Origin of the sequence: Sphingorhabdus sp., from assembly GCF_044357595.1 — a bacterium.
Taxonomy (GTDB): Bacteria; Pseudomonadota; Alphaproteobacteria; order Sphingomonadales; family Sphingomonadaceae; genus Sphingorhabdus_B.
The window spans coordinates 1-4388 of sequence record NZ_JBIKPH010000165.1 but is presented as its reverse complement, the minus strand read 5'-3'; the positions used below and the strand labels follow the sequence as shown (position 1 = coordinate 4388).

Here is a 4388-nt window from a genome sequence, read left to right as displayed (position 1 = left end):
AAATTAAGGGCACCAGTTTCTATACCAGCCATGAAGCTTTGTTGCTGCCTTATGAGCAGGCGATGACGCGGCAGGACAGCCTGACCGGTGGATGGTATGACACATCCGCGCATTTCCTATGGATTGGGGATCGTACGCGGTTTGAAGGGTCGGCGCATGTCGAATTCCTGCGCGGTATCGGCAACCCGATTGGTATTAAGTGCGGGCCAAGTCTTGAGCCCGATGCCTTGCTGCGCATGCTTGACACCGTAAACCCCACGCGTGCGGCAGGTCGCGTGACACTTATCTCGCGTTATGGCTATGACAAGGTTGAGAGCGGGTTGCCGACATTGGTGCGCGCTGTGCAGCGTGAAGGCCATCCCGTCATTTGGTCTTGCGACCCGATGCACGGCAACGTCGTAAAATCCGCCAGCGGTTACAAGACGCGGCCGTTTGAACGTATCTTGGCTGAGGTTCGCGGGTTCTTCGCTGTGCACCGTGCCGAAGGTAGTTTCGGTGGCGGCATCCATATCGAAATGACGGGCCAGAATGTTACCGAGTGTACGGGCGGCGCGGTCGATGTGACCGACGAAGGTCTGGCTGACCGGTACCACACGCACTGCGATCCACGGTTGAACGCAGCACAGTCACTTGAACTGGCATTCCTGCTGGCTGAGATGCTGAACCAGGAAATGACTGAGCGCGCCAAAAAGGCAACCTAGGCTAGGCGTGCCTTTTTGGCACCTAGCGCGTCTTATGTTTTAAGAGACTCAAGCCGGTATCCATAGCCGAAAACCGTAACAATCCGAAAACCGTTCTGAAGCTGCAAGTCCAGCTTCGAACGGACGCGCGACACGTGCATGTCCAGCGTGCGTGATGCCATACTTTCCGGAGTTCTCCAGATGGTTTTGATGATATTATTGCGGGATAATGTGCGATTGGCGTTTTTGAAGAACATCTCGGCAAGCTCAAATTCTTTAGCGGTCAGGAGAATGGTCTTTCCATGCAAGGTCACGCTCTGATCGAGCCTGTTCATCAGGTAGAGTCCGTAGCTCACCTCGGTATCAAAGGCGCCAGTTGGGGCACTTTTGTGCAACAAGGCACTAACCCGCGCTGCAATAACGGAGCGGACTTCAGGCTTCGTAATATATTCATCGGCGCCCGCTGTTAACGCTTCTGTGATATCGCGCTTTGCCGCCCGGTTGGTCATGATGATGACAGGAGGTCTTTTCGGTAGCGCCTTGCACATCCAATTGAAAAGGGGGGTGCCATTTTTGCTCCGAATATTCCAATCCAGAATAACAAGATCAAATGTTTCGCGTGATATTGAATCGGAAAAAGCTTCGCCGTCAGTGAAACCGACTGCGTCATGCCCTAGTTCTTCGATTATCTCTTTCAGGTGCACGACGACATCCGGCTGGTCGTCGGCAATAACTACTCTCATGACTTAATCCACCCTTCACCAAGTGCCAACCCTTTGAACTAAAAAGGGTAAATAAGTCATGAATCATCCGGCAACCCGAAAAAGTTGAAACTTTTTCGATAACTTACAACGTGTTAGGAAATTCATTGGAAAATTCTGTATAGAATGGCTGGGGCGGCAGGGATCGAACCTGCGAATGGCGGCATCAAAAGCCGCTGCCTTACCGCTTGGCGACGCCCCAGCAAGCCAGTAAACTGGCCGTTGCGGGCGGCTTATATCGTGGTAATCCTATTGCGCAACAGCTTAATCGACGCGCTGCACCCAACCATGGGTATCTGCGGCAATTCCGCGCTGAATATCCACAAGTTTTGCCCGGATTTGCTGAGTCATCTGCCCCGCACCGCCCGCGCCTATGGTAAAGCTGCCCTGTGCTGACTGCACCTTTCCGACAGGCGTGACGACAGCGGCGGTGCCGCAGGCGAATGCCTCTAATAATCGGCCTGATTCCGCATCCGCACGCCATTGGTCAATCGCATAGCGTTCCTCACGCACATTCAACCCCTGTTCCCGCGCTAGGGTCAGCACAGAATCGCGCGTTATGCCCTCCAATATCGTTCCGTCGGCTGGCGGGGTGATGATGGACCCATCATCAAACAAGAAAAACAGGTTCATGCCGCCCAGTTCTTCGACCCAGCGGTGTTCGGCTGCATCAAGAAACACAACTTGGTCGCAGCCTTGCTTAATGGCTTCCGATTGCGCCACCAGGCTTGCGGCGTAATTGCCGCCGCATTTTGCCGCGCCAGTGCCGCCCGGTGCAGCGCGGGTATACTGTTCGGAGACCCAGATGGATATCGCGGGCGCACCGCTTTTGAAATAATTGCCAGCGGCCGACGCGATCACCATGAACAGATATTCGGCAGACGGCTTCACCCCCAGAAACACCTCACTCGCGATCATGAAGGGCCGCAGATAGATTGAGCCTCCATCCACCGGTGGGAACCATTCCTTGTCGACCGCAATCAATTGTTTGCAGGCCTGCAGGAACATATCTTCAGGCAATTCTGGCATCGCTAGCCGCTTGGCCGAACGTTGGAAACGACGGGCATTTTGCTCCGGGCGGAACAGCGCCATTCCGCCGTCCGCGAGGCGATAGGCCTTCAGTCCTTCAAAAATCTCTTGTGCGTAATGCAACACGGCAGTCGCAGGATCGAGCGTCAATGGTCCGCGTGGTCCGACTTTCGCATCATGCCAGCCCTGAGCGTCCGAATAGCGGATTGTGACCATATGATCAGTGAACACTCGGCCAAAACCAGGGTCGGTTAACCGCGCGGCGCGCTCGGTTGGATCAACCGGGTTCGGGTTGGCTTCAAAAGGAAAGGCGCCAGCGGTCATGAATGTTCTCGTCTATTAGGGTCTTGCACTGTTCTATGGGCTAGGCCAAGATACGTCAATATGGCTGTCCCATCTTCTGTTTCTGTTCCGCCGACTGCGTCGCCTCTGTTCCTGCGTGAACATGAAGTGCGGCGCGGGGTCGAGCTTTTGTTTTTTGGCTATACGCGGCTTACGCGTGCGATTGATGATGGGCTTGCCGCGCATGGCCTCGGCCGCGCGCATCATCGCGCGCTCTACTTTATCGCACGCCAGCCTGATCTACCTATCAGTTCGCTGCTCAAGATTCTGGCCATCACCAAACAATCGCTTGGTCGCGTGCTGAATGATTTGGCGGACAAGGACTTGGTGGAAACGCGCACGGGCAATGTTGATCGCCGGCAAAAACTGCTGCGCCTGACGCCGGAGGGCGTTAAATTTGAAGCGCAATTGTTTGAAGCCCTGCGGAGTAGCCTTGCGTCGGCTTATGCTGCGGCGGGGCAAGAGTCCGTTACCGGCTTTTGGCGTGTCCTCGAAGGGTTGATCCCCGCCGAGGACAAGGCCATGGTCATAGCCCTGCAAAAGGATATTTGATGCCCGACACACTCAAACGGCTCGAACACACCATCGCGCAGCGTTCTGGCGCCGCGCCGGACAGCAGCTATGTCGCATCCTTGTTCGCCAAAGGTCGTGGCAAAATTGCGCAAAAGGTTGGTGAAGAAGCCACTGAAACTATTATCGCTGCGTTGTCGGGGGATGCGCGGCAGGTAACGGCAGAGTCCGCTGACCTGATATTTCATCTTCTGATATTGCTGCGCGAATGCAGTGTGTCATGGGATGACGTGCTGGCCGAGCTGGATCGCCGTGAGGGCGTGTCCGGCCTCGTCGAAAAGGCGGCGCGCAGCAATATTGGGGAGTGAGACATGCCGATTGACCCGACTTTGGAATATGATGACCAAAATATCTTCGCCAAAATCCTGCGCAAAGAAATACCATGCCGCCAAGTGTTCGAGGATGAATGGGCACTCGCCTTTCACGACATAAACCCGCAAGCGCCCGAGCATGTCCTGGTCATTCCCAAGGGCGCCTATGTCAGCTGGGATGATTTCAGCACCACTGCCACCGACGCCGAAATAGCCGGATTTGTCCGGGCCGTGGGTCATGTTGCGCGCGAAATGGGGTTGGTTGAGACCGGATATCGCCTGCTCGCCAACATCGGAATCGATGCCCATCAAGAAGTCCCGCACCTTCATGTCCATATTTTTGGTGGAAAACCGCTCGGACCGATGCTTGTTCGGTGAAATTAAGTTGCGCGGAGACAATTTGAGGCTAGGTTCCGCGGGATAAGAAATCCATCGGGGAGAATATGATGGCCGTTGAGCAGCAATCCGTGATGCAGCGCATGTTCGCGCGCAAGACGATCGCACAAGTACAAAGAGAGTCAGCGAACAGCGAACTGAAGCGTTCGTTGGGCAAATGGAACCTTCTGCTGTTGGGCGTTGGTTGCATCATTGGTGCGGGTATCTTCGTCCGTACCGGCAGTGCAGCAGCTTTGCATGCTGGCCCAGCGGTTATGTTGTCCTTCGTTGTAGCAGGTATCGTCTGCGCTTTTGCAGGT

General features: G+C 55.0%; 6 protein-coding genes, 1 tRNA gene and 1 pseudogene. 5 read left to right on the top strand and 3 right to left on the bottom strand.

Translation table 11 applies throughout. From position 1 onward, the window contains the following. On the top strand, positions 1-701 hold a 701-nt coding region (locus ACIQ2T_RS12160; protein ID WP_397591043.1), incomplete at its 5' end, for a 3-deoxy-7-phosphoheptulonate synthase. Between the two features lie 32 nt (positions 702-733). On the opposite strand, the gene ACIQ2T_RS12155 is transcribed toward ACIQ2T_RS12160, so the two are convergent. From ACIQ2T_RS12155 to ACIQ2T_RS12145, 3 genes are all read right to left on the bottom strand, one after another. Continuing rightward, the gene (locus tag ACIQ2T_RS12155; protein WP_397591042.1) at positions 734-1423 is read right to left on the bottom strand and encodes a response regulator transcription factor; all 690 of its coding nucleotides are present in this window, start codon (positions 1421-1423) and stop codon (positions 734-736) included. 145 nt (positions 1424-1568) lie between these two features. After that, positions 1569-1643, bottom strand: a tRNA-Gln gene (locus ACIQ2T_RS12150). 62 nt (positions 1644-1705) lie between these two features. Then, positions 1706-2794 (bottom strand): branched-chain amino acid aminotransferase, encoded by a 1089-nt coding sequence (locus ACIQ2T_RS12145; RefSeq protein ID WP_397591041.1) that lies wholly within the window; start codon positions 2792-2794, stop codon positions 1706-1708. A 60-nt stretch (positions 2795-2854) separates the two neighbouring features. On the opposite strand from ACIQ2T_RS12145, the gene ACIQ2T_RS12140 reads away from it, so the two are divergent. The 4 genes and pseudogenes from ACIQ2T_RS12140 to ACIQ2T_RS12125 form a co-directional block, all read left to right on the top strand. Continuing rightward, positions 2855-3364, top strand: coding sequence for a MarR family winged helix-turn-helix transcriptional regulator (locus ACIQ2T_RS12140; RefSeq protein WP_397591040.1), 510 nt, complete (start codon positions 2855-2857; stop codon positions 3362-3364). Further along, entirely contained in the window at positions 3364-3690 is a 327-nt protein-coding gene (locus ACIQ2T_RS12135; protein ID WP_397591039.1) for a phosphoribosyl-ATP diphosphatase, read from the top strand. The genes ACIQ2T_RS12140 and ACIQ2T_RS12135 overlap by 1 nt, the downstream gene beginning before the upstream one ends. A 3-nt stretch (positions 3691-3693) precedes the next feature. Then, entirely contained in the window at positions 3694-4071 is a 378-nt protein-coding gene (locus tag ACIQ2T_RS12130; RefSeq protein ID WP_397591038.1) for a histidine triad nucleotide-binding protein, read from the top strand. A 65-nt stretch (positions 4072-4136) separates the two neighbouring features. Further along, a pseudogene (locus ACIQ2T_RS12125) lies at positions 4137-4388 on the top strand (amino acid permease); the annotation flags it as partial.

What these genes read in the sequence shown, in the direction of transcription:
- ACIQ2T_RS12155 (WP_397591042.1), bottom strand. Translation starts at nt 1,423, where the DNA reads ATGAGAGTAGTTATTGCCGACGACCAGCCGGATGTCGTCGTGCACCTG.
- ACIQ2T_RS12145 (WP_397591041.1), bottom strand. Translation starts at nt 2,794, where the DNA reads ATGACCGCTGGCGCCTTTCCTTTTGAAGCCAACCCGAACCCGGTTGAT.
- ACIQ2T_RS12140 (WP_397591040.1), top strand. Translation starts at nt 2,855, where the DNA reads ATGGCTGTCCCATCTTCTGTTTCTGTTCCGCCGACTGCGTCGCCTCTG.
- ACIQ2T_RS12135 (WP_397591039.1), top strand. Translation starts at nt 3,364, where the DNA reads ATGCCCGACACACTCAAACGGCTCGAACACACCATCGCGCAGCGTTCT.
- ACIQ2T_RS12130 (WP_397591038.1), top strand. Translation starts at nt 3,694, where the DNA reads ATGCCGATTGACCCGACTTTGGAATATGATGACCAAAATATCTTCGCC.